This window comes from Nocardia elegans NBRC 108235, from assembly GCF_001612845.1.
In the GTDB taxonomy this organism is placed as follows: Bacteria; Actinomycetota; Actinomycetes; order Mycobacteriales; family Mycobacteriaceae; genus Nocardia; species Nocardia nova.
This window is the reverse complement of record NZ_BDBF01000001.1, coordinates 92,793-115,277: the sequence shown is the minus strand read 5'-3', so window position 1 is coordinate 115,277 and position 22,485 is coordinate 92,793. Positions and strand designations below refer to the sequence as shown.

The 22,485-nt window shown below is 63.5% G+C and carries 12 protein-coding genes; 1 reads left to right on the top strand and 11 read right to left on the bottom strand.

Going from position 1 to position 22,485, the window contains the following annotated elements; all coding sequences use genetic code 11:
* Nucleotides 1-166: 166 nt before the first annotated feature.
* From NE2_RS36820 to NE2_RS00490, 4 genes are all read right to left on the bottom strand, one after another.
* Nucleotides 167-292, bottom strand: a complete 126-nt coding sequence (locus tag NE2_RS36820; RefSeq protein ID WP_228816402.1) for a Fic/DOC family N-terminal domain-containing protein — start codon at nucleotides 290-292, stop codon at nucleotides 167-169.
* 107 nt (nucleotides 293-399) lie between these two features.
* On the bottom strand, nucleotides 400-1,053 hold the full coding sequence (locus NE2_RS00500; RefSeq protein ID WP_063022839.1) for a Uma2 family endonuclease: 654 nt from the start codon (nucleotides 1,051-1,053) through the stop codon (nucleotides 400-402).
* 30 nt (nucleotides 1,054-1,083) lie between these two features.
* Nucleotides 1,084-1,278: a hypothetical protein gene (locus NE2_RS36815; RefSeq protein WP_063022837.1), complete on the bottom strand. Its 195-nt coding sequence runs from the start codon at nucleotides 1,276-1,278 to the stop codon at nucleotides 1,084-1,086.
* Nucleotides 1,279-1,330: 52 nt separating this feature from the next.
* Nucleotides 1,331-1,954: a hypothetical protein gene (locus tag NE2_RS00490; protein WP_146165208.1), complete on the bottom strand. Its 624-nt coding sequence runs from the start codon at nucleotides 1,952-1,954 to the stop codon at nucleotides 1,331-1,333.
* Between the two features lie 185 nt (nucleotides 1,955-2,139).
* On the opposite strand from NE2_RS00490, the gene NE2_RS00485 reads away from it, so the two are divergent.
* Nucleotides 2,140-3,045 (top strand): DNA-processing protein DprA, encoded by a 906-nt coding sequence (locus tag NE2_RS00485; RefSeq protein ID WP_063022833.1) that lies wholly within the window; start codon nucleotides 2,140-2,142, stop codon nucleotides 3,043-3,045.
* A gap of 812 nt (nucleotides 3,046-3,857) precedes the next feature.
* On the opposite strand, the gene NE2_RS34610 is transcribed toward NE2_RS00485, so the two are convergent.
* The 7 genes from NE2_RS34610 to NE2_RS00450 all read right to left on the bottom strand — a co-directional run bounded on the left by NE2_RS34610 (nucleotide 3,858) and on the right by NE2_RS00450 (nucleotide 22,370).
* Nucleotides 3,858-4,871: a GIY-YIG nuclease family protein gene (locus tag NE2_RS34610; protein WP_084493658.1), complete on the bottom strand. Its 1,014-nt coding sequence runs from the start codon at nucleotides 4,869-4,871 to the stop codon at nucleotides 3,858-3,860.
* A gap of 109 nt (nucleotides 4,872-4,980) precedes the next feature.
* Nucleotides 4,981-7,065, bottom strand: coding sequence for a UvrD-helicase domain-containing protein (locus NE2_RS00475; RefSeq protein WP_063022829.1), 2,085 nt, complete (start codon nucleotides 7,063-7,065; stop codon nucleotides 4,981-4,983).
* Nucleotides 7,065-8,261: an McrC family protein gene (locus tag NE2_RS00470; protein WP_233429596.1), complete on the bottom strand. Its 1,197-nt coding sequence runs from the start codon at nucleotides 8,259-8,261 to the stop codon at nucleotides 7,065-7,067. The genes NE2_RS00475 and NE2_RS00470 overlap by 1 nt, the downstream gene beginning before the upstream one ends.
* Nucleotides 8,236-10,464, bottom strand: coding sequence for an McrB family protein (locus NE2_RS00465; RefSeq protein ID WP_063022827.1), 2,229 nt, complete (start codon nucleotides 10,462-10,464; stop codon nucleotides 8,236-8,238). Before NE2_RS00465 ends, NE2_RS00470 begins: the two co-directional genes overlap by 26 nt.
* Nucleotides 10,461-14,375 carry an Eco57I restriction-modification methylase domain-containing protein gene (locus NE2_RS00460; protein ID WP_084493657.1) on the bottom strand — a complete coding sequence of 1,305 codons (3,915 nt, stop codon included), beginning with the start codon at nucleotides 14,373-14,375 and terminating at the stop codon, nucleotides 10,461-10,463. Before NE2_RS00460 ends, NE2_RS00465 begins: the two co-directional genes overlap by 4 nt.
* A gap of 17 nt (nucleotides 14,376-14,392) precedes the next feature.
* Complete coding sequence (locus NE2_RS00455) at nucleotides 14,393-17,209, bottom strand: DUF8741 domain-containing protein (protein WP_063022823.1); 2,817 nt, start codon at nucleotides 17,207-17,209, stop codon at nucleotides 14,393-14,395.
* Between the two features lie 4 nt (nucleotides 17,210-17,213).
* Nucleotides 17,214-22,370, bottom strand: a complete 5,157-nt coding sequence (locus tag NE2_RS00450; protein ID WP_233429595.1) for a DEAD/DEAH box helicase family protein — start codon at nucleotides 22,368-22,370, stop codon at nucleotides 17,214-17,216.
* Nucleotides 22,371-22,485 lie beyond the last annotated feature (115 nt).

Sequence of the window (22,485 nt, the reverse complement as noted above, 5' to 3'; positions counted from 1 at the left end):
CGGAGTTCGCCGCCGCACCGACGCCGGCTGCGAAGTACTGAATCCATCCGTTCCAACCGCCAGTCGTGCTGACCCCGAGCAGCCGGTCGTAGTATTCGGCGCGCCTGGTCTCGAACCAAGGGGAGACGGTCAGATTCGGCTCCGCCAGCGCTCCGGACAAGTACAGTTAAGTCCCTTCCAGCGCCGAGGTGCTCTGCGCCTCCTGTCGTAGCGCCGGTTGCCTCAGCAGGGCAGGATTGGGCAACCGGTGTGCGGACGGAACAAGAGCACCAGATGGGCTGTTTGCGAACATTTCGGCATGCACAATGTGAGTGCATGTCGAGTTGTGTTTCTTTTACGGCCGATATTCGGTCAGAAAAGCAACCTTATGAGGTCCGTGATCGGCACACTGCTCGCAGCTCAGAAATCCAGCTCGGACCAGGGGATGCTGATCGGGAACGGGTGATTGATGGTGACCGCGCCTGTGTCGGTGGGGGACCAGGCTCCGGCGAGGATGTAGTTGGCGCGGTGCAGCACGGTGATGCGGGGGTCCGGGGGCTTCACTTCGGGGACGAGGGTGTAGGCGTGGATGTGCGCGATCTCGCTGCGGTGGGTGGCGAGGGTGACTTCCCAGTACCACGGGATTCCGGCGCGTGCGTAGCGGGCCTTCTTCGCTTCCATGTCGGCGTCGGAATTGGATGGTGAGAGGACTTCACCCACCAGAACCACTCGATCGGATCGGACGTACTGGTACGGCTGCGGCAGGCACTTATAGACCATGAAATCCGGGGTGACGAAATCCGACATGCCGGTGCGGCCGAAGAACACATTGGTCTCGGTACCAACTCGCCAGCACTGCTCGGGGTTCGCCGTCATGGCGGTTCTGGCGCAGGTGCGCAGTCCGTTCCAGATCAGGTTGGTGAACTCCTGGTGTTCGTGCGGGCCGCGCCGCAACCACACCACGCGTCCGTCCCAGAGCTCGATATGTTCGGCGATCTCTTCGGGAAGCGCCGACAGTTCTTCCCAGGTCATGTACTCAGGGAGTTCAGGGCGCTGTGTCTCTGGGACGGACATGAAGTCATGATAGTTTAGCCGCCGGTCGATCTAGGTCCTCACCAGCCGAAACCCGACTTTGACTGCTCTTCTGATCGCGTCCACGTCTATCGCCAATAATTCGACCGCTTGCATCAACGGAAGGTCGATATCTGCCGCTTCGGGGTCCGGCAGGCCGGCGACCTCGAGCAGTGTCGGCACACCGGTACCGACCTGCTCCCAGATGCGGGCGACCGGCGCGGCCATCCCCTCGCCGATAGCGGGCCCCCGATCACCCGGAGCCGCAACACAATTGAGCTCACCCCACTCGGGATAGAATGCCCGCCACAGATCGAGGTGCCCGTCGGCCGGTCGCCACACCGCATATCCCCGTCGGCCGCCGCGCCCACGCCTCGGCCGCCTCGGCCCCGAAAGCGACCTGCAGGAAACCCTTCAGCAGGCGAGTGGCCTGGATTCGGGACCGTACTTGTTCGTAATCCTTGGCATCACCGACGATCAGCCAGGTTCGAGTCTTTGCCGACTGCGGAAGCCACCACGACGAAATCGGGCTTGACCTCGGTGGCCTCCTCCTCCCCGAAGCAGGGGAAGGGGATTGCGAGACCGTGGATAGGGTTTCGGCGCCGTATTCGAGCGCGCGGGTGTGGGCTTGGCTGACCAGCGCGACTGTCTTGTTCAGCTGCACAAGCGCATTCGCGGTGACGACCGAGGTCGGCCGATCCAGCCCCAGCCGTCCGACCGTCGTGGTGGCGATCTCGCTCACGAACTTCTCATCACGCACCAGCCGCTCGAAGGTCATCGCACGCATCCAGCGGGCCTCGGGGATGCGGCCGGAACCGTCGGCGATGCAGACATCGGTGGCGAGTTTGCGGCGTGCGGTCGACCAGCGGCGGATCGGTGCCGCGGAATCGCGTGCATGCGGCATGCGCGGATGCCGCGACGGCACTGGACGCCGCCTGCTGATTCCCTCTCATACGAAACCCCTACCACACCACCGTCGGTGACATAGCTCGATCGTGGCGCACATGACGGCTGTTACGACGTCATGCGGCGCACCGCAGTCGCAGGGTTTCGGTTGGGTGCCGCAGCTCGAAGGTTAGGCTGTAATACATGGTGAGAGATGACCGGGTCGAGACCGCCGCGGTAGTGGCGTCGCTCCGGCGCGGCCGGGCCGAAAAGGCCGGGCGCGAACTCGTCCTCGCCACCATGCAGGGGCAATCCGCGCTGGACGTATTGCGGGACCGGCTCGGCCCGCCCAGTTTGATGGGCGACCCTCTCGACGAAGACCTCGACTCGGCCCGGCGCGAGATCGATGCATGGGAGAACGACGGGATCCAGGTCATTGCCTTGGGCGACGATCGATACCCGAATCGGCTGCGGGACGTTTTCGATCGCCCGGCTCTGCTGTTCGCACGCGGGACCGTCATCACCGATGATCTCGGCGTCGCGATCGTCGGTTCCCGCCATGTCAGCCCGACCGGCATCGAGATCGCCGAGAGGCTGGCCGAAGGCGTGGTCGGCCGCGGTCTCACCGTCGTTTCCGGCTTGGCCGCAGGTGTCGATACGGCCGCCCACCGGGCCGCGATCCAGGCCGCCGGTCGCACTGTCGCATTCATAGGAACCGGGATTCGCAAGCACTTCCCGCCGCAGAATCGTGAGTTGCATCGGCATGTCGCCGACCACGGAGCCGTCTTCTCCCAGTTCTGGCCGGATCAGCCGCACGACAAGACGACATTTCCGCAGCGCAACGGCACAATGTCCGGCTACAGCGTGGCCACGATCATTGTGGAGGCGTCCGAACGCAGCGGGACCCGGATTCAGGCCCGTAAAGCTGTCGAGCACGGCCGCCCGGTAGTGCTGATGAAGTCGGTCGCCACCGGCACCGACTGGGGCCGTGAGATGGCCACCAAGCCGGATGTGCATGTCGCGTCGAGTGTGGACGAGGCGCTGGCTGTAATCGATAGCGTGCTGGATCGGCCCCGACAGCTGGAGGATCTGCTGTCGTCCATCGGATAGCCGGGTTATGCCTCAGATACCGCCCGGCCTGGGCGAGCTCAGCCGCTCCATGCTGGGTGCCGTCATGCGCAACCCCGTACGCGAACGTGGCGTGACCTGTGAAGTGTGTACCGGGCCCGTTGTTCCGCAATACCGCTTCTGCTGGCGTTGCTACCAAGATTCGCACACGCTTGGGTTTCCGGTCGCGCGCCGTGTCATCCCCCTGACCTACGCACGTGTCGGCGGTCAGGCGGACAACGACATGTACAGGTATAAGGATCGGATGTCTCCGCAGCAGCGGCGAGCAAATCCGTCCTACCAGCGGCTGCTGATTCTGCTTGCCGGCGGCATGTCATTGTCCTCGACGACACCTGGGTGCAGGGCGGGCACGCCCAATCAGCCGCGGCCACCCTTCTCTGTGCGGGCGCGGTCGAGGTCACCGCGATTGTTCTGGCTCGTCGGATCGATCCCAGCTTCCGTGCTGACGTGATGCAGCCCTCGCTGGACCGCATGTTCGCGCCATCCGAATACAGTCTTGAGGTCTGCCCGATCACTGGCGGCGCTTGCCCCGAATGACTTGGCATGGCGCATCAATCGCTACAGGTAGCCGCTCCGCGTGTACTCGGGTGGTGGACCCTGTGCATAGTAGGCAACGGTGCTCGTTAGGCTCGAATCCTCGGAGTTCCCGGTCGACCTCCGCATGCTGAAGGAACGATCGCTGCGATAGCCTCAGCTCAACAGTGACCACTTTCGACACTATGGTCATGGTCCGGGCAAACCTATTGCCGGTATGGCGTCAGCCCAGGGGAATCCGTGGTCCAACCGGTTTCCCGCTACCACAACCCCATCTGCTCGATTTTGCCAGTACCTTTTGGCTGCGAGTTCTTCGTTTCGTTAGCGCCATTTCTTTTAGGTCCCAGCTGGCGAAGCCAACGGCTAGGATCGGCTCTTTCGTTGCCTATAAAAGGGCGATCCGCTGGTCGGGGAGCCCAGTGTCTCGGCCCTTTTAATTTGAGTGCGCCAGAAACTATGGTTGCCATGATTGGAGAGGGGGATCGCGTCGGAAATTCTAGGATATTCACACCGTCCTCGAGGGACATATTCGGATATCTAGTGCGGCTGACTATCTGGCAGTCATCCTTGGCCTCGAAAATCTTGAATATACATTTGCCTGGACTTACGTCGTCTCTCAGCCATATCAATCGTTCCCCGGTGGTTAGCCGTTCCTTTCCATTGAGGGAAATATTCGGCGCCTCGCACTTTCGGTCCAGGAATGGGACAGGATCTTCATCTCCATATAGATCTCCATCGCTCAATCCGGAAACCCATCTCGAACCGGAGTCGGCGTAGATCTCCAGTTGGTCGCCGTCGCTGTGAGATTGCCACAGGTCGATAACCTCCCATCTTGTTTTCGCAAACGGCGCGGGGTAGGCAAGCGGTACGAATAGGTCGTTAGCCTTCGTTGGGAGGATCACCCGGTCTGTTCCTCCCAGGATATGAATGGTGGTGGTTGGCCATGATCGAATACCGTTTAATGTCTCGATGCAAGTGTATATAGTTTCAATGGCCTCATGTGGAGAAATGTAAAAGAACTCTCTTCTCGACGTAACCCTTTTGCGGGCAAGCTGCTGATGTACGAGCGTTTCGACATCTTCCCATCGCATCGTAAGCGCTCGAAGATTGATTTCGAAGGGGAGTGGAACGCCCGTTGTGAATAGTTTCGATGCGCGATCATCGACAAGTTGATCTGTGAAGCCGATCTTAACCATGTCGGGCATCGCCGGGTTGCTCAGAACGTAAACGAAACCACATCGATGCGAGTCCGGTCGGAAGGTCGCCACGGTCATGCGCCGATCGTAGTGGCCCCCACCGACAGATCGCGCCGTCAGGGGCCGGCACACCGAGCTGCTCTGATTGCTATCCCACGTGGACCCGGCAACCAATCACCCTGTGGGACTACACCTTCAGAAATCTGCTGGGAGCCCCATGCCAAGAAACCAACAGCTGCTCCCGCGCCCGCGTACACGCCACGAACAGCAGGCTCCGTTCCCGTTGCAGGTCGAGCTGATGGGTGTGCGGGTCTTCTTCTTCCGGCGTCACGGCAGCGGCGGCGGGTACGGTGTCGTCGTTGACGCCTGCTACTGCGAGACAACGGAATTCGAGTCCCTTCATGCGATGCATGGATCCGATTGCGACAGCGTCGGGCGGGGGAGCGCCCTGCGCAAGTAGGTGGGTGGGGAGCTTCGCGCTGCGCAGTTTGGTCGCGATCTGCTCACCGAGCCAGTTCGTGCGGGTCGCGATACCGATTTCGTCGCCAGCGATTCCGCTGTCGAGCCACTCGCGGACGGCCACAACCAGGTGATCGAATTCGGCATCCTGCGAGTCGAATCCGATCACCTCCGGTGAGAGTCCGTGGACTTCGGAGTGACAGCCGGCGATGGAGTCGAGTCCGCCGTTCATGTCGTCGATCGGCTCGTCGTGGATGAGACCGAGACTCCAGGCCAGGATTTCGGCGGTGGTGCGGTAGTTGATGGACAGCCGTCGTGAACGGCCGGCGACGTTGATACCGACATCGCGGAGGCTGACGTGGTTGTCGTAGATTCGCTGGTGGGTATCGCCCGCGATGAACATGTCGTCAGGCTGCTCGGCAACGGCAGCGCGCAGGAGCCGCCACTGGTCGGGACTGAGGTCTTGTGCTTCGTCGACGATGATGTGCCGATAAGGCTTATCTGCGTGTTCGCTGAGGATCCGGGTCGCTTCTCGGCGGACGGTGTCGTGTGTCCAGACGCCTCGGCGGAGCAGTTCGTGTTCGAAGGCGCTGATCGTGGCCCACACTTGTTCTTTCTGCAAGGGGCCGAGTCTGCGACCACGTCCTCGCCGGCGAGCAGCGAGATATTGGCCTTCCGAGGTAATCCCCTGGGCGAGAACAACCTGCCGCCACTCCTCGGCGAGAAACGCTTCGGTGAACGGTGTCGGCAGCGCAGCGTGTACTTCGCGCCAGAGCGCAGTTTCGTCATCGGCGGTCAAGAGCCGCGGAGCGCCACGCTTGTCGCGGAACACACGATGCGCGATGCGGTCGACGTGTTGGACGACGATGCGCGAAGCAGCGGCAGGATCGTCGACCAACATCAAGATTCCCTCGTCGAGGGATTCTGCGAGGGTGGATGTGAAAGTCGTGACCAGTACTTTGCCCGCGCCGCGCTCGGCAAGGCGTCTGGCGCGGTGCAGCGCCACAACGGTTTTCCCGGTGCCTGGTCCGCCGGTTACGCGCGCGGGGCCGCTATAGGTGCCGTCGACGAGCGATTGCTGAGCCGGATGCAGGTAGATTCGCCACAGTGCGAACGGATCGGCGAACACTGCCATCAGTTCGTCGGGCCCGTCGACCAGCAGCACGCGCCCCGCGCTGCGGGTCAGGGCGGCGTCGAGGTCATCGGTGTCGATCGGTTCGGAGATCAGGTCTGCTCCGAGGTCAGACCACACCTCATCGGGTGTCATTCCGGCGGCCAGGCCATAGAGAACCTGCCACTGCGTGGTGGGCAGGAAGTCCTGAGCTGCCTCGAGCGCTTCGACGGTGGTGAGCGCACGAGCGAAGGTAGCGGTACGGTCGTCAATGCCGAGCCGCTCCAGATCACTGTCCTTGATCTGCCCGAACAGACGATGCTCGGTCTGCTCGGCTGCGGCGGTCATAGCGGGTAAAGCCTCGGTGAATGCGACCTCGTCGCGGATTTCGATGCCGCCGGTGGCCCGGTTGACCGACACGTCACGGCGTTGTGCCCAGATATAAGCGTCGTCGTGCGGGAGCACCTTCAGCAACGTATAGGTTTCGCCCGATTCGGGGGCTAGAACGATGCCGCGCCAGAACTTGTCGATACGGATGGAACGAATGCGCGGGTTGCGCGCGTTGTTGATCTTCTCGAGGTGAAGACCCGAATGGGTTGCGGTTTCGAATTTTTCGAAGACCCCGGCGACCTTGTCTTGGAGCGGGCGGTCGAGCCTGCCGAAGTCGAGCAGAAAGTCTTTGTCGATAGCGAGCGTAGCCATCAAAGCTCCTTTGCCGGGGTGGCGGCGATGCGGGCGGCCAGGTCGTCTACCGCTGCCAGCAGATCCGAGGGCGGAAGCGATAAGTCGAGTGCATGGCAGTGGATGGTGACCGGACTGCCGAGGATGCGGTGAGCCCTGATGGGGGCGTTACCTTTTGCGTAGACGAGGTGACCGTGGTCGAGTTCCGTCACCGTGCAGTACGCGAGCATTTGGTACAGGTCGGCGTCCGGGTAGCCGCTGGGTGATTCCATTTTGTACTTCGCGTCGACGATTGCGCGGGGCGTGGGACCCCGGCCGAACCACACCAGGTCCGGTCTCATGGTGACCTCACCGGCTTCGTCCATAGGCATGCGGTGCTGGGGTGCGCAGTGACCCCCATACGGGGTGAGGGACTCCGCCAAGGCCGTGCACACGAAGTCCTCGTAGATCTTCCACATGTCGAACATGTAGCCGGTGACGATGAGTGAACCGAATCGGTGCTCGAACGATTCGGCGGCGAGTGCGAGTTCGGCCAGGCGGAGGGCGGCGTGGAAGCGGGCATTGAGCCGGTTGGGTTGCCAGGATGGTATTGCCGCGCCTCGCGGCAGCAGGGTGACCTCCGAAAGCGCGGCGCGGAGCCGGTGCAAGCGTTTGCGGGCGGGTTCAGACAGGCGTGCAACAGTGAGCAGCCGGGTTGTCGCGAGTAGCAGTAAACGGTTCTCGGCTGTGTCGCTGGAGAATTCGTCGTATTCGACGGCCAATGGGACAGGCAGACCGTATCTGCGGCTCATCTGGACGCCGGCGAGTAGCCGACCGCGCAGAACCGGCGACGTGTCGCTGACGGTGTGGTAACCCATGACCAAGCCTTGTTCCGTGGCGCGAGTTGTGATGCGCGAGAACGCTTCTGCCAAGGCCGGCATCAGATCGTCCGATGGTTCCAAATGGACCGGATCGTCACGCCAGACTTCTGGCTTCAGCGCATACCCGGCCAGGAAGACCAATCGATTCAGGTCACGAATCTTGGGGCGCACCAGCAATTCTCGATCGCCCAGTGAGACGGCGCCCACTTTGCGTCCCGCGGAGATGTCGTACACGCCGGGTGTTGTGGTGGGTACCACGGTGGCGATGCCGAGCCGTTGCAGCGCCGTGTACTCCATGTCCGTGAGCGCGACCCGCTTCGCGGGTTCGCCCTCAATCAGAGTCAGCTGCGGGGCCACTGTCGTGCTCCGAGTCGGCTGCCGACTGTGCGCTGCGGCGGATGGCATCGAGGCCATAGGTGGCATCGACGTTGATGGTGCGGTCTCCGTAGTGATACTCCTCCAAGAGCGGAAGAATCGCGGTGCGCCATACTCTTTCGATGCCACCGGGCGCGAAGACGGCCGGCCGCATGAAGTATGAGGGGCCGATCTTGAAGTCCGGGTCGTCGATCCGATTGTTGAGGGCGTCGAGGAGGTCTGCGACCGCGATGTCGTAACCGTTCGCGGCCAGCCAGCTGCGCAGCACGCGGTTCGTTGGCGGTTCGCTCGGATGCAGCGGAACGAACGCGAACCGGCGGCGCATCGCGGCGTCGACAAGTGCGATCGACCGGTCGGCGGTGTTCATGGTGCCGATCATGACGAGATTCCTCGGCAGCGAGAACCCCCCATCGGAGTCCGATCGGTACAGCAGATCGATCGCCGTATTGCGGTACTCCAGAAGGAAATACAGCTCGCCGAAGATCTTGGCGAGGTTGCCGCGGTTGATCTCGTCGATGATCAGCACATAGACCGCGGTCGGGTTCTCCACCGCCTTGTCGACGATCCGGCGCAGCGGTCCCGGCTTCAGATCGAAGCCCACCTGGCCGTTGCCCAGCGGGACTGGCCGGTAGCCCTCGAAGAAGTCCTCATAGGAGTAGGCCGGGTGGAACTGTACGAGAGTGACATTACCGTCGGGAGCGATGTGTTTGGCGATCTCCTGCGCCAGATAGGTTTTCCCGGTGCCGGGTGGTCCGTAGAAGATGAGCTGAGGGCGGTCGCGGAGAAGGTCGATGCATTCCTGCAACCATGCCTGCGGAACGTGCAGCCGTTGCGCCAGCTCAGCGGTGGCATCCGGGAGGTTGGCGGACTTCGATGCCGCCGGTCCGTGACGTCGTTCGGTCAGGGAGCGCAGTGTGTCGATCTGAGCGGACAGGTCGGTCACGTCGCTGGGGCTGTCCAGCAGCGCGGTCACCTCATCGGGCACTGAATCGATGGGGAGCGAATGTGATTCCCACTTCACGGTGCGACGCAGGTTGGATAGTCCGTCTTCGCTTTTGATGTATTCGGCGTCTCCAGTGACGGTACCGAAATACAAGCGCCGCTGACTGAAGGTGACTACCAGGTCACCGTCGTGCATACGGGCGAGGAAGGCGTAGAACTCGTCGAACTTCTCCTGCCGGGCCGCGTACCCGGACGTCCGGTAGTCCTCTTCGATGAAGCTCTTGAGCTCCTCACGGGCGATGTCCGGCTCGACCGGGCGCAGCAGTCGTGCCGACAAAGATACGATGCCCTTCTGCCGCCACATCGGCACCAGGTCGTAGCCGAGAACGTTCGACCCCCGCACACGCCAGGCGTGCTGCACTTCGGCGGTCGGATCGGCGACGTCGGGCTTCGGCCGCCAACGCTCCTTCCACGGTGAATCGTAGAAGTCGAAGGGGCCGCCGTGCTCACGCATGACGGCCTCGTTGATCTCGTGGAGGTCCGAATCTACGTCATTGCTCGGCGCGTGGTCGAGGTAGTCAGTGAATGCGTCGCGGATGCTTCGTCGGTGGGCAGGACTGACGATGGGCAGGAAGAAACTCGGAAAAGCCAAGTACAGCAGAGACTGTCGCTGAGCGGCCTGCCCGGTTGCGACCGCATTCGCCGCCGCTCGGAAGGCCAGCGGATCGTCCAGCGCCTGCCGCCGCTCATCCTCAGGAAGCGCCTTGAAGTACAGGGCGAACTCGATCAGGTACTTCAGCTGTAGCCACCGATAATTGTTGAATGCCTGCCCACCGTGGTAAACCCCACCGGCACGAAGGGTCTCGGCGACGTCATCCGGAATGGCAACCGTCGTATGGGTCAGCTTCAGCACGGCCCGCAGCTGTTCGATCTTCGTCTCGCCCCTGAGATTTTGGATCGGGAGCAGATTGAGCAACAACAGCTCCGCGAAGAGCTGAACCGCCAGCGGCGAAGTGTCCGCCAATTGATCGCCGAGCTTGTCGAAGAAGCTCCTCGAGCCTTCGTCAGGACGATCGACGAAGTCGCGCCGGAGTTCTTCGAGATTCGCCCGCGTCCACACCTCCCGCTGTGGCGTGAGAACGGAACCGTCTTTCGCGAGGCACTGTTCGATCATGCGCCGGCCCAAGGTGGCGACGGCAACGCCTGCTGGGCGGCCCAACCATGCGGCAGTCGGGTCGGTCATGCTTGGACTCCCTGTGTGGTACTTACGATCTCATCGAAAGGGGACCGGTACGGCACACCGGTCCGCTCGGCTTCGGCCATGGCGTCGTAGACCTCCAGGATCAGACGCTTGGTGCGGTACTCGCCGTAGGCGGCCTCGTCCTTGCGTTTGACGATGGGGAAGGTGTCCATGATGTAGTCGACGTCGTCGCGGTCGATGCCGTAGAGGTGGAAAAACGCGGCGTCGAGTTCAGCGCGAATGAATCGGGATCGTTCCGCCTCACTCCAGTCAAATTGCAGTCGGTGCGCACGGCGCGTCGTCCACACAGCCAGATTGTCAGGCTTAGTCCAGGGCGTATTAGTTTGAAACATCTCAGGACTGAGCACGGGCGTTTGGTACACCGTGAAGAATTTCAGATGTGTTCCACCAACCTTCGTACGAGTGGCGAAGTCGTATACGAAGCTGGATAGGCAAGCGGCAAGTGGTTCAGGCTCGTGACTCGGAAGCATTAGCAGCGTGCCGTCTGGCGTAGCAGTGAGGGGGAAGATTGAGCAGATCATTGTACGCTCGTCCGTGCTACGGCAGATGTCGCGCCAGCCGAGAAGCCAGTCGTGCCGCCACCGGCCCTCTAGTTTACCTGTGACATGGGTACTGTTGACCCAATACCGCGGCATCGCAACGAAATTTGGGTCCTGCTTCTCTTGCAGGGAGACGCCGCGCACCGTTCCGTCCGGCTCGTAGGTAGCCCATCGATGGTCGTAGTGGTGGATCATCTTCGCCTCGTACAGCGGCAGCATCCGCTCGTCCTCGCGCTCGAATACATTTCCGTTCAGCGTCCACCCGTCCTTCTCGAGTTCTTCCCTGGTGTGAAACAACCCGGAGTCGTTCGACATGTGGAACATTGTCATGAACTTGATACCCCAGGGGTTTCCGTCGGGATCGCCCTCGCGGATGAGGACCGGGACACGCCGGTAGATGCCGAGGGTGATTTCGGCGTCGCGGCGCGTGCGGAATACCGGGCAGGTGCCGGTGTTGGGGTTGAGCAGGGTGATTTCCTCAGGAGTGAGGGTGAAGCGGGCGTTGTCGCGCTGTAGATCGGTGGGATCGTGGGCGAAGAATGCGAAATCAGCCTGAGGTTCCCGGATGTCGCGGCCGGCGAGGGTGAGCAGGCAGAACTTGAAGCTCCGGTGCACGCCATTGAAGATGGGCTTTGCGTTCTCGAAATCGTACAAGCTCGCGATCGATCCGTGCTCGACCAGATCCTTGAAGAAGTATTGGGTCGTCGCGTCTGTCGCAATACCGGTCGGCAGGATGACACCGAGCCGCCCACTCCCGGCGAGTAAGTTACGGTCCGTTTCCGCGAAGACGGCATAGGTGTTGATATCCCCGCGACCGGTGAGGGGGTAGCGACCGGACACGCGCAGCAGATGCGAAATACCGTCTGCCCGGCGCTTTTCGGCGATGAACGCCTGATGTAGGGCCGAGTCGGTATTCGGCAGGTCTGCGATGAGTTTCTTGCGGGCTGCTGCGTTCGGTGCGTTGGCGATGTCCGGATTACGGGCGGCGAAGAACTCCTGCTCTTGGAGCTTGACCCGCTCCCATGGCGGGTTGCCGAGCACCGCGGAGAAGCCGCCCGACCATCCGGTGGCGTGGTTGACACTTCCTGCTCCACTGGTAGGAAAGACATGGGGGAACTCCAAATGCCAATGGAAGAACCGGTATTCGGCGGCGATCCGTTGCAGTTCGGCGCGCATGGGATCGTCGAGTGCGTCCTCGCCGGCCACGAGTGCCGCGAGCGTGGCATGGGTGATCGCCTTGGGGGCGCCTGCGTGTTTCGGCCAGACGAAGGCAGCGCACCAGGCGTCGGCGGCGAGGCGCTGGCGGCGGTAGTCCTCGGATTCGGCATAGGCGCGCAGTCGCTGCTGTTGCACATGCACGTCGGCGAGCGAGAGTGGCCGGGCGGCGATGACGTGTTCGATGCGGGAGCGCAGCGGATCGTTGGAGATCCGTTCCGGCATATCGAAGAGACTTGTCTGTGAACCGAAATCGCGCTCGGCCTTGTTCTGTTTCTTGAGGGAGGCGGCGATCTTCTTGTCGTCGCCCTCGATGGGTTTGAATGCGTCGTCGGGCAGGCCGCGGTCCAGTAGCAGAGGTGTAGCTCCGGCAAGTGCGTTGCCGACCTTGATCTGAGCGTCGAGGAAGGCGAGCGGGCGGCCCGGCTCCATGGCTTCCATCCACAACGACACCTTGGCGAGTTCGGCGGCAAGCGGATTGACGTCGACGCCGTAGATGCAGTGCGAGACCACATCTCGCATGGCCGCCTGAATGGCCTTCGGAGTGGGGTCGGGGTCGCCGGTGCGCAACGCGGCGACCCGCTTGGCTATGCGGCGTGCCGCGCCGACGAGGAAATGCCCACTGCCACAAGCCGGATCGCAGACGGTCACACGCAGTAGTGCGGCTTCGGGGTCGTCACTCTTCTCGGCATCGTCGAGCACCGGGTCGAGTGCGGTGTCCAACAGGGATTCGACCAGCGGGGTCGGGGTGTAGTAGGAGCCGGTGTCCTTGCGTTCATTGCCGGCGACCACATCGAGGGAGTAGGCGTTGCGGGCCGGATCCCACTGTGGCACGTATTCGAGCAAGGATTCATAGATGCTGCCGAGTTCTTCCGCACCAAGGTTGCGATAATCCACCACCCGCAGCATCCGCGAACCCGGTTCACGGGTCGTGGACAGCTCCTTCACGGCGCCGAACAGTGCGCTGTTGCTGAGTGCGCAGTCGGTGAGCAGGTCGAGTTCACCGCGCTCGTACAGGCCGCCGAGCCCCGGCAGTCCGAGTTCCGGCAGACCGGTCTCGGTGCCCAGGCCACGCCATACCAGCGTGAGCGCCTGCCACCTGTCGCCGTGTCGGTCACCGAAACGCCGCTGGGCCGTCCTGCGCAACCGGGAGGTGGAGAAGTAATCGGTATAACGCTGTCGCACGTGCGCTGATGCCGCTGGGTCCAGCAAGACCCCGCGGTCTTCGGCCACGAAAGTGAACAGCAGCTTGTATACGACGCGCAACAGGGAATGGTGCAGGTCTTCTTTGGTGAGCGTGCCGTCGGCGAGATCCTGCCGCAGCGTCGTGTTCTCCGGGTGCGACAGGAAACCCGATCCCAGAATCCGCAGCGCTTCCACGACACCGTTGCGCAGCAAATTCAAGGCGCGGGAACCGGATTCGAGCGCCTCGGTGCGCCACTGTTCGAGCCGGCACGACGCCGGGCCCACCTCGGGATCGCGGACCTCGACTCGAGAGACATGGCACAGCGTGTACAGCAGCAGGAAGTCGGCGAACAGGTCGCCGTCGAAGATGGCCTCCAGATCGAATTCGACATACGCGGCGCCGACCAGGGATGTGGAGTCGCGCAGCAACCGCAGCAGCACACCGTTGGAGACGATCGCCCAGAGATGGTCCTCGGACCGGTTCAGCGCATCCTGCACCATCGCCTGGGGCGATGCGCCGGCCGCGCCCGGCAGTCCCTTGGTGCGGGTGTCGAGCGACACCCGCGCACCCAGTAGATGGATCGGAACGTTCTGCCAGACATGGGAAATCGGGTAGGTTTCGCCGTCGGCGACCAGCCCGCCCTTCGGAGTGCGGGGGACACGGCCGTAACCCAGCTGGTCCAACAGCACCAGGCTGAACCGCTCCCGCGTCAGCGAGGTCGCCGGATCGGACTCCGGTAGCTTGGCCAATGCCTCTCGGTACCCAGCCCACACGCCACGCAGGTAGGCCCACACGCGGTTGGCGGCGTCGCGCACCGACTCGCCGGCGGCCAGGTGGTAGTCGCCGGACTTCAACCCGCTCACATCGGTTCCGGGCTGGGTGAGCCGCTGCAGCAGATCGGCGGGCAGCAGACCGCCTTGAACCCGGACGCCGACGAACGAATCGGAACTCACCGTTGCGCTTCCGCCACTCACTGTGCCCCTCCCACCGGCGGCACGAACACGAACACACCGAGCACGTCCGCAGACGGCTCCACGGTAACCCTCAAACCGCGAACGATCTCCGCCGATGCCTGGCGAACCCTGCGATGCGATTGCAGCAGCCGCTCGGCCAGAAACTCGCCATGCTCCGCCAGATGGCTACGCACGTCGCCCAGGCCGTCGATGCTGCGCGAAATGAACTGCCGCGCTTGAGCTTCGGGAATGTTCCCGGACGGCTGAGCGCCCAACAGCGCGGCTGCTGCGGAAGTGTCGAGCCAGCGAGCCTGTCCCGGCGAACCTTCGAAGGCAAGTGTGGCCACATCTTCGGCCACCAACTCGCGGCCGCCGCCTCGGGCCGGAAGCTGGAGGTGGAACCGGTATCGCACCAGGAGCAGCGTGGTGCGGGTGCGCACCGCGTCCGTGCGCACCACCGCACAACGGTGAGCGGGGCGAGCGCCGGCCTCGGCCTTGTCGTCGAGAGCGGATTCGAGAACGTACCGGGCGACGGCCTCGACCGCTGAATCGGTGCGGCTGAGCAACGCTTCGCCGGGAGCGACGGGCAGGTCACGGACGAATCGCTGTGGATCGCGACGGTCCGGTGGTAACGCGTCACGCAGCCCGATCGGCAACGTGGCCAAGGTCGCGGTGAACCCGGACTCGTTCGGCGTCACCGTGGAGCGCAACGCCCGCAGCGCATGCTCGGTGAACTCCGCGACTTCGGCGGGCGTGCCCAGCGATTCGCGGATAGCGGCGACTTCTGCCGCTACTTCTTCGGGTTTGATCGCGTGTTGCGCGTACTTGGTTTTGGCGACCTTTTCTCGCTCGGCGGCCGAATCCCATTCGGCGTAGAGCTCACGTTGTTTGGCCTGTACCCCGAGGTCGAGACTCAACTGTTCGGAGTCACGACCACGCAGTAGCAGCCCCTCCATGAGGGCCTCCACCACCGCGTCGTTCGAGTCCGGCACCGGTACCGAGACACCGGTCGCTTTGCGAATGGCCTCGTGCTTGCGCAGCAACACCTCCAGCACGATGCCGTCGATGTGATTGTCGCGGCCGTACAGCGTGACGGCGCGTACCTGCTTGGCGCGCTGGCCGAACCGGTCGACCCGGCCTTCCCGCTGTTCGTGCCGGGTGGGATTCCAGGCCAGGTCGTAATGCACCACAGCCTGGAACGCGTCCTGAAGGTTCACACCTTCCGAGAGACAGTCGGTGGCCACGAGCACATGCCGGCCGGGTGCGGCGGTCAATTCAGCGATGCGGGCCACCCGCTCATCCGGTGGCAATGTGCCGGTCACAGACCGGACCGTGACGTTGCGGCCGAGCGCCTGACCGAGCTCCTCGGCGACGTAGTCGGCGGTATCGATGAAGCGACAGAACACGATGGGATCGCAATCCTGCGCCAGAAGATCCTTGACCACCTGGACCAGCGCGCGAATCTTGTTGTCCGGCTTGCCTTCCAATTTTCGCGCCGTGCTGAGGAAACTCTTCAACCGGCGCTCTGTGGTGGTCGCTTCGTCTTCATCGGTCTCAGCGCCGGGAGTAGCGTCCGGGGTCTCACCGGTCTCGTCCGCCGACAGGTCGAACACGACCGAGCGGCCGATCATGTCGGCGTCGGCGACGGACTCCGCCGCAGCCGCGGCTGCGCGGGTGCGCAGCGTCTGCACCGCGGCACGCGGCGAGGACGCCAGCGCGCGCAGCAGCGCCAGCGCTGACCACCAGTTGACTCGCCGGGCCAGTTCGCCGTTCTCGGAGCGCACCGTTTCCCTGGCGTAGTCGAGCACCTTCTCGAAGAGTGCCTGATATTCGGGGCTGAGGGCGTACGGGACTTCCTTCGTCAGGCGGTCTTTCGGAAACGGAGTGTCTTCGTCCAGGTATCGGCGAATATCGGCGCGACGCCGCTGCACGAAGTGACGAGCCAGCTGTTCGCGGCCCTTGACCTGATCGAGGTCGATCGTCTCGAGCGCCGGATCGAGCAGGCCGAGCAAATTCCGGAAAGCCTGTTCCTTGCCGCTGTGCGGGGTGGCGCTGGCCAGGATCAGATGCCGCTGCGGGTCTTTCGCGAGATCGCGCACCAACTCGTAGCGCTGGGTGCGGCCGGTGCCGGTACGGGTGCCGTCGGCGACGCAGGTATGCACCTCGTCCACGATCACCAGATCCTGGCAAGTGCGCAGGAATTCGTGACGGCGGCGCGAGCTCTTGATGAAATCGGTGGAGACCACCGTGACGGGGAAATGTTCGAAGATCGACTCGGTGCCCAGTCGCGCCCGCTCCAGGCGACGCACGGTGCTGGGGAGCACCAGTTCGGCTTCCAGACCGAACTTTTCACGCAGTTCGCGCTGCCATTGCTCGGCCAGTGCCGGACTGCACAGCACACTCAGGCCGCGTGCCGCTCCCACCTCGAGCAGCTCGCTTGCCACCAAGCCGGCCTCGATCGTCTTGCCGATACCGACGTCGTCGGCGATGAGCAGTCGCACCACGTCCTGGCGCAGCGCCATCATGAGCGGCACCAGCTGGTAGGCGCGCGGCTGCACCGAGATCTTGGACAGACAACGGAAAGGACCTGCGGTGGAGCGGAATCCGATACGCAGCGCGCTGCGCAGCAGGCTCGCACTGAAGTGGTCGCCGAGATCGGCAGGGTCCGGAGCAGGGAAGGTCGCCGGTGCGACACCCTCGCTCACCAGCACACCCGCGATGTCGTCATCCGCGCCGCCGAGCGGGCGCAGCACCAGGAAATCGTCCGTGCTACCGGGTAACACCACCCATTCCCTGCCACGCGCCGCCACCAGATTCCCTGCGGCGAAACCCATTCGACTACTTCCTTCCCTCACCCAGGACATAGGCGTGCTCGCGCAGCCTGGCAAGCCAATCATCGCCCGTACTCAGCCGTACCATCGACCAGCCGACGTCGATGAGACGATCCTCGAGTTCCGGATCGGCGTCGGCGGACTCGTCTACGAAAACCGCCAGCCCGGCGCCGGAGCCGATGAACCCGAGATCCGGTGTGATGTCGGCGCCGGCGATCGGTTGATGGACCATACTCGGCAACGCGAGATCGTGTTCCACGAGCAGATCCAGCAACTTGTGCTCGGCCGGGGACCGGAGCAGGGCACGTAGTGCTTCGATCTGCGCCGAGCGGTCACCCCCGTCGTTTTCGGGTTGCGCTGCGGCAGCGCACAATTCGAGCAAGAGGTCTCGCACCGCATGCCGATCGATCAGTTCGTGCTCACTCTGGTTGCCATAGGACAGCAGGCAGTCATAGCAGGCCTTCTCGCACCGTTCACGCGCTCCCGGCGCCCCGCCCAGATCGGTGCCGTCCGGGGCGAAGTGCGCGATCTCCAGCGCCCGGCGGGCGGCCCGAGCCAGCGCATCGGGTTCGGCGTGCAGGCGGCGCAGCACACCGGCACCGCCCTCGGCCGACTCGGTGAACAGCATCCGCGCCTGTCCGCTGCTGTCCGGCAGCGCCTCGCTGGACAGTTCGTTGTCCTCGAGCTGGAACTCTGCCTCGATGCCGCGTTCCAAGGCGTATCGCAAGGACGTCGCGAGCACCCTGGCTTGCTGTTCGTCGGGAACGGACTCGGTCAACCGGAACACCAGAATGTTCCGGGTGTCTTCTACATACGGAACGACTTTCTGCGGCCGGGTGGAGGACGAAACCGCGTCCAAGCCGTCGCCCGGCGCCATCGCATCTTCGGCATCACGCTCCGACAACCAGTTGCCCTTCACAGTGTCGAGCCAGTAGCCACGGTCGTCCGGATTCTGGCGGCGTCGCAAGCCCAAATTCGTCACCCGGACGGTCGCGGTATCGCCGTAGTCGAGCAATGCCGTGGTCTTTGCCGCCGGCGTGACGACGTTCGCGCGCAGGCGGCCTGGCCGGGAGCCGTGGTCATGGAAGCGGTACGAGGTGTGCAGCTCGAAACCCGCGCGCCGTCGTTCCTCCTCATCGCTGGAGATGCGTTCACGGCGACGGGTGAACACCGTCTGCATACGCATCATGTCGTGTTGCGGTGGTGCCAGTATCGCGTCGCAGTATTCACATCGGTCCAGGCCGGGTTTGGCGACGTGGTGATAGCCGCATTCATCGCAGCGCCTGGTGTCCTGCGTGTCCAGGATGCCCCCACCCTGGGAGGTGGTCGGAACTTGAATGCGCTTGACCTGATACCGCGCGCCTTCGTGGTAGATGATCGCGCCCGGCCCGAACTCTCGGATCGCCAGGAACCGTGGGCGCTGCAGGTACTGGCCATCGGCCTGCGTTCCGCCCGCTTTGACAGCCGGGATATAGGCGGCCAGCGGAAGTCTCGGGAAGCTGTAGCCGGGTAAGAAGCCCTCGGAAGCGAAATATCGATAAGTGTAGAAGTCCGAATGGGAGCGATCGGAGTCCTCGTTGCGCAGCAGCACCATCTGCCGCTCGGCGTCCAGGCGGCGAGACTCGGCCGCCTTACGCTCGCGGTGTGTCGCCGAGACATCGCGAACGATGCGGTTCTGCTCTTCCTGATCATCGAGCGCGGACTGGTACAGCTCGCGCCATCGGACACACGCGCGGTCGAAAGCCTCCGGCGCTCCGCTGATGACGTCGTTCACCCACTGCTCATACCACCACGAGGTCAGCCGTAGCTCGCCGATCAACGGTGATATGACCTCGGCCGCACGGGCTTTCGCGCGTTCGAGGGCGTCGGTGGAGGCGAGTGCCTGCTGCAGGTCGGGTTGCAGCGGCATTCCATCGGAATCGAGCTGCAGCAGTTGCGACATCCGTGTCCGCAGGTCTGCGCGGGTCTCGGCCAGCCACACCGCGTGCAGATGGGATTTCAGCAGTGCCTCGTTGGTGAGATCCAGCCGCGGCGCGGCTACGGAGCCGGCGACCATATCTGCCGAGCGGCGGAAATAGTACTGGTCGTGCGAATTGCCGGTGGCGCAGTAGGTTACGACGAGCGCCGGCTGACCGGACCGCCCGGCGCGGCCACTGCGCTGAGCGTAGTTCGCCGGTGTAGGCGGTACGTTGCGGAGCGCTACCGCGTTGAGGTCGGCGATGTCCACGCCCAGTTCCATGGTGGGCGAGCAGTACATCACGGGGAGGCGGCCCTCTCGAAAGTCCTCCTCGCGTTCCTCGCGACGATTGGAGTCGACCTGGGCGGTGTGCTCACGCGCGTACAGTCCGGACATACCGGATGCGTTGTCGCGGTAAAGGTCTCGGAAGAAGGCGTTCACCTGGGATCCGAGATCCGGGTCGACCTTTTTCCGGAGCAGGTCGACAGCGGCCTGTTCACCGCTGCCGACGCGCCAGATGATCGACGATGCCTTCAGTCGATAGGCGGGCCCGCTGAGATGCGGTACAGACACTGTCGTCAGCAGACCGGTGAACTCCAGCATCGACAGCAAATTCTCGATCACTTGCTGACTGTCGGCAGTGATCAGCTTGTCACCGTCGACCGTGCGCAAGCCACTGTGATCTCGGATGTGACGGCCGAGCAGCGAACGCCCGGTAAGACGGACGTCGGAACGCGGCCTGCCCGCGCTTCCCGGACCGGTGGAGACCGTGGCAGGTTGCGGTGCTTGCTCATGCCTCGGGATCGACCATAGGCCGGTGAGGTGTTGGTCGGACTGCCTGCGGATGCGGTCGAAGCCATCCTCGGTCAGGCAATCGACGTCCACCGCGAGCTCCCTGCGGAACTCATCGAGCACGATCCGGCACAGCTCTTCTCGCTGTGCGGAATGCGCATCGCGCAGCGGAGGACATGCCCTATCCCAGACTGTTTGGTCAGCGGCAATCTCGGACAACGACTCGTACTCGATGCGCAGCAAGCCGGTCTGCTCGAGATTCGGCATGGTGACGCGCCAGCCGCGCTGCAGGTCGCTGTAGATGCGATAGTCGACGAATGCGGTGAACGCCCGCTGCGCGGCGAGGCGGGGACCGTAGACAGCATCGGGGTTCTTGGCATAGTCCGCGAAATCGATGTCCAGCGCTCGCACCACTCGCTGGGCGACATCGTCGTGGCGAGCAGGACCCTCCGCCAGAGCGCGGTACAGAGCACCGCGCAACTGGGTGACCTGTACGAAGTCGTTGAAGTGCCCTGCCTGCAGGCTCGCGTCTTGGCGATTGTCCACGAAGGTCAGCAGCTTGCGCGCGGTCTTCGAGAGCTGTTCCGGTGGAAGCTTTTTCAGCGTGCTGACGATCGAGGAGCTCAGCACCGACACCGCCGAGCTACGGCCCTCGACATCCAGCGTCGCCAGTTTGGCGAAGTCGCGGCCACGTGATTGTTCATAGGCCACCCGGCAGCGCAGGCAGAAACGGAACGGCGTAGGTACGAATGCTGCCTCGGTCCCGTCCGCGTTCACCTCGCTGCCGGAGACATCCACCCGGACACGTCGTGGCAAATGGTTGCGGAGGCGGTCCAGAACGTCGCCGTCTTCGACCCAGCTGTCGGGTAGCCTGCCCTCCTGCAGTGGATCCGCGGGCCACGGATGCTTCGACGAGAGGTACAGGTAGCCGTCGGTGCGGGCGCCACCGCTCTCGTCTCGGTCCCGGCGGGACCGGTATCGGATTCGACCTCCCTGCTCGGTGCGGGTTACGACGTAGTACTCCTGACCGCATTCGCGGCAGAAAGCCAACGGCAGCAGCACATGGTCCGGATGTTCGGGGACGGCAATCTGATACTGGGAGGTGAGGTGTCGCTGTTCTTCGGCTTCGAGGGAGGCATAGACCGTGTCGCCCTTGGACAGGAACTGGTGCAACCGGAAGGCGAACAGCGGCCGCAGCGTGACGGGGTGCCGCGCGCTGGAGCCGTTCAAGAGTGTCCGCCGGATCGCTCGGTCGCAGTCGTCGACGGTCGCTCCGGCGAGCTCGGCCAGATGCGCGGCCGCTTGCCGTACTCGCGCCGGCTGTTGGCGCACCACCAGGCGAGTTCCGTGCTCTGTAGTCAGGCCGAAGGTCTGTTCGATCCACGACGCCAGAGGTGAACCGGCAATATCGGCATAGTCGCCATGTACACCGCCTGCGCGCACATTCGCAGCCAGTCCAGCCTGGTCTTCGGGATCTCCAGTCGTGGCGCGATCGAGGGTCTCGCCGATGACGCGATCAGCAGTCACTTCGGTGCCGAAGATGTTGCTCGCCACCTCGGCCACTACCTTCTTCTGGTCGGCTGTGGTGCCCGAGCTGGCCATGGTTGCCGATGTGCCGACACACTGAAGATTCGGCGACTCGCAGGCATTGCGCACGCGGCGCACCAGCATCGCAACGTCTGCCCCCTGCCGGCCACGGTAGGTGTGTAGCTCGTCGAGGACGAGGAACTGCAGCCCCCGCGCGGCATCGACCAGACGTCGCCGCTCCTCGGGGCGCGTGAGCACCAACTCGAGCATGACGTAGTTGGTCAGCAAGATGTCGGGCGGGTCCCGGAGAATCCGCTCCCGCTCCTCTTCCTTCTCCTGGCCCGTGTATCGGGCGAAGGTGACCGGTTCGCCGCCCTCCGGATAGCCCCATCGCAGAAACTTGGTGAGCTCACCCAACTGGCTGTTCGCGAGGGCGTTCATCGGGTACACGATGATCGCCTTGACGCCCGGCTGCCGCTGCTGCCGCAGAACCCGGTCCACGATCGGGATGATGTACGCCAGCGACTTACCCGAGCCGGTACCGGTCGTGAGGACATAGCTCGACGAGGAGCGCGCAATCTCGATCGCATCCCGCTGGTGCCGGTGAAGGGTGATCGGATGATCGGAGACGGGGCCGGATTCGGACTTGAGTCTGAAAATCCGTTTGCACTCCGGGTCCAGCAAATCCTCGGCGACCAGGTCGGTGATCGAGCCGCCGGTGGCGAACATCGGGTTGAGCGACACCCATGGTTCCGGCCACTGCTCGCCCTTTTCGATACGGTCGGCGACGTACTGGGCGATCGTCGGATCCCGGGGGTCGACGGAGGACGTGGTGAACGATTTGTAGTCTTCGATCAGGTGCTGATGCACCTCGAAAACATCCATCATCCCTCAATCTATGTTCTCTGCGGTCTCATGGTTGTGCCGGCGAACGGATGGCCGGTAGCCCGCCGCTGTCCTTACCCCCGGTAGCCGAAGTGTATCGACCTGGACCGACACTCCG

Excerpts from the sequence above, each read along its gene's own strand:
- NE2_RS36820 (WP_228816402.1), bottom strand. The coding sequence starts at position 292 with ATGTTCGCAAACAGCCCATCTGGTGCTCTTGTTCCGTCCGCACACCGG.
- NE2_RS00500 (WP_063022839.1), bottom strand. The coding sequence starts at position 1,053 with ATGTCCGTCCCAGAGACACAGCGCCCTGAACTCCCTGAGTACATGACC.
- NE2_RS36815 (WP_063022837.1), bottom strand. The coding sequence starts at position 1,278 with ATGGCCGCGCCGGTCGCCCGCATCTGGGAGCAGGTCGGTACCGGTGTG.
- NE2_RS00490 (WP_146165208.1), bottom strand. The coding sequence starts at position 1,954 with ATGCCGCATGCACGCGATTCCGCGGCACCGATCCGCCGCTGGTCGACC.
- NE2_RS00485 (WP_063022833.1), top strand. The coding sequence starts at position 2,140 with ATGGTGAGAGATGACCGGGTCGAGACCGCCGCGGTAGTGGCGTCGCTC.
- NE2_RS34610 (WP_084493658.1), bottom strand. The coding sequence starts at position 4,871 with ATGACCGTGGCGACCTTCCGACCGGACTCGCATCGATGTGGTTTCGTT.
- NE2_RS00475 (WP_063022829.1), bottom strand. The coding sequence starts at position 7,065 with ATGGCTACGCTCGCTATCGACAAAGACTTTCTGCTCGACTTCGGCAGG.
- NE2_RS00465 (WP_063022827.1), bottom strand. The coding sequence starts at position 10,464 with ATGACCGACCCGACTGCCGCATGGTTGGGCCGCCCAGCAGGCGTTGCC.
- NE2_RS00455 (WP_063022823.1), bottom strand. The coding sequence starts at position 17,209 with ATGGGTTTCGCCGCAGGGAATCTGGTGGCGGCGCGTGGCAGGGAATGG.
- NE2_RS00450 (WP_233429595.1), bottom strand. The coding sequence starts at position 22,370 with ATGATGGATGTTTTCGAGGTGCATCAGCACCTGATCGAAGACTACAAA.